Annotated in this window: 2 protein-coding genes and 1 pseudogene; all 3 read right to left on the bottom strand. The window is 41.5% G+C overall.

Annotated features, from left to right (window positions below; all coding sequences use genetic code 11):
• Window positions 1-161: 161 nt before the first annotated feature.
• A complete protein-coding gene (locus tag ACFIKX_RS03260; RefSeq protein WP_375629696.1) occupies window positions 162-926 on the bottom strand; it encodes a filamentous hemagglutinin in 765 nt (254 codons plus the stop codon).
• A 15-nt stretch (window positions 927-941) separates the two neighbouring features.
• Entirely contained in the window at window positions 942-1,346 is a 405-nt protein-coding gene (locus tag ACFIKX_RS03255; protein WP_375611045.1) for a hypothetical protein, read from the bottom strand.
• Window positions 1,343-1,657 (bottom strand): annotated as a pseudogene (locus tag ACFIKX_RS03250) (filamentous hemagglutinin); the annotation flags it as partial. The pseudogene ACFIKX_RS03250 and the gene ACFIKX_RS03255, both read right to left, overlap by 4 nt.

Below are 1,657 nucleotides of genomic sequence, written 5' to 3'. Positions count from 1 at the left end.
AGGGGTTGGCATTCCACATTCTAACAAGGCTTTTCCTACCTCAGTAAAATCAGTAACACCATTTTTCTCCCACGTAGCTATCTCTCCTAGAGGAGGTTTATCGATATTACATCCAGTTACACTCACCAAAACTATTCCACTTAATAACTTTAAAATGTGTTTCATTTTTTACTCCATGATTTACTTAAAGGAAATTGTTCACGATGAGATGAGCCATAAAACTTTTGGCATTTTGGACCCACATCTCCAAGACAGGTATGGGAGCTTATGGGATTCATGATCACTCTCCACCATTCTGTCCACCAGTTACTACCAGCAGATATTGTCTCATAAGCATAGCCATTGCCACCAATAATTCTGCTTACAACGTCAAATCTATGCCCATCAAAACCAATAGTGGTTTGTTTGCCACCACTCACATAACCTAACAAACCGGATGCCGCCAAAACATTAGCCGCTGGTCCATGGAAACTGATCGTTGTATTGCCTGCTACATCATTTACACCTTCTTGTTTGAAAGAATTCATCATATTAAAGCCTGTCAAACTGCCACGACTATGGGCATCAAAATGCAATCCCGTGTTACCATAGCGAGACATTAGATCTTTTGCTTCTTGTGTTGAATTGGTCAAACCCAAAAAGTTATTTTCCATAAACTTCTGATAACCCGCGACCAGAAGTTCTGAAATAGCAGAATCGGCTTGAGGGAACACAACAAAATAAAGCGGTTCATTTTTATCCTTCGCATGTTGAACCGCATAAACAGCAGCTTCCTCTGGTGGAGTAAAGATGCCATTAAAGGACACATGCACCTTGCCATCAGCACCCTCTTGTAAATGCTGCTTTTCTTCATCCGTTAAATAATGTGCGTGAGGAAACAATCGCGCCATTCCAAGTGAAGGCAAGGATAGCGGATTGTTAATCATCACAAACAGCAAAACTTAAGGCTGGCATTTGCGACTATTTTTATATTTTTTACAAAACGGGCTGTTCAAGCGCTTCTTGACACTGCGCTGTGGAACAACAGCGCCTGGACGACAAATGGGCAAGTTTTCAGCTTTATGATTTCCACACCAGCCTCCCCCCACATCATATTTATAGCGAAATCCCGCTTGGAGCATGCAAGCATCAATGGTTGCATTTGCATTATTACTGAGCTTTCTACTTTCTGGATCCTTATCATAAGGGGTTGGCATACCGCATTCTAACAAGGCTTTTCCTATCTCCGTAAAATCTGCTCCTGGCTTCTCCCATGCCCCTATAGAAGATATGGGAGTTTTATTAAACTGGCACCCAGCTATACTCAATAGAGTTATCGCACTTAATAATTTTAAGATTTGTTTCATTTTTTACTCCATGATTTACTTAAAGGAACTTGTTCACGATGAGATGAGCCGTAAAGCATGTTGCACATACGCCCCACATCTCCAAGGCAAGTATGGGAGCTTATGGGATTCATGACCACTCTCCACCATTCTTTCCACATGTTACTACCAGCAGGGAGTGTCCCGTAGGTATAGCCATTGCCACCAATAATTCTGCTTACAAAGTCATATCTATTCCCATCAAAGCCAATAGTGGTTTGTTTGCCATCACTCACATAACCTAACAGACCGGATGCAACTAAAACATTAAAGGCTGGTCCATAGAAATTGAT

The organism is Bartonella sp. CM86QHHN (assembly GCF_042194695.1).
Lineage (GTDB): Bacteria > Pseudomonadota > Alphaproteobacteria > Rhizobiales > Rhizobiaceae > Bartonella.
The sequence above is the reverse complement of the archived record's forward strand: the minus strand, read 5'-3'. Positions and strand labels throughout refer to the sequence as shown.

Excerpts from the sequence above, each read along its gene's own strand:
- ACFIKX_RS03255 (WP_375611045.1), bottom strand. The coding sequence starts at position 1,346 with ATGAAACAAATCTTAAAATTATTAAGTGCGATAACTCTATTGAGTATA.
- ACFIKX_RS03260 (WP_375629696.1), bottom strand. The coding sequence starts at position 926 with ATGATTAACAATCCGCTATCCTTGCCTTCACTTGGAATGGCGCGATTG.